At 60.0% G+C, this 260-nt stretch carries 1 protein-coding gene; it reads left to right on the top strand.

Features of this window, described 5'->3' with window-relative positions:
• On the top strand, positions 1 to 260 hold a 260-nt coding region (locus E0702_RS17810), incomplete at both ends, for a carbohydrate ABC transporter permease (RefSeq protein WP_132045815.1).

The following is a 260-nucleotide window of genomic DNA, read 5'->3' on the forward strand; positions in this document are numbered from 1 at the left end:
GCGCTGCTGATCCAGATGGGGGTGACCAACGAGGCGATCAATTTCTTCGGCCAGCGCCCGCTTGCGCTGATCATGGTGACGGTGTTCGAGATCTGGCGGTACTTCCCGCTGTCCTTTCTGTTCATTTTGGCCCGGATGCAGAGCATCGACACCGATATGTACGAGGCCGCGGACATGGACGGTGCCTCGCCGTTCCAGAAGTTCTGGTATCTCAGCCTGCCGATGCTGGTGGGGATCCTGTCGGTGCTGTTCCTGCTGCG

The sequence above is a fragment of the Halomonas marinisediminis genome, assembly GCF_004347715.1.
GTDB lineage: Bacteria > Pseudomonadota > Gammaproteobacteria > Pseudomonadales > Halomonadaceae > Halomonas > Halomonas icarae.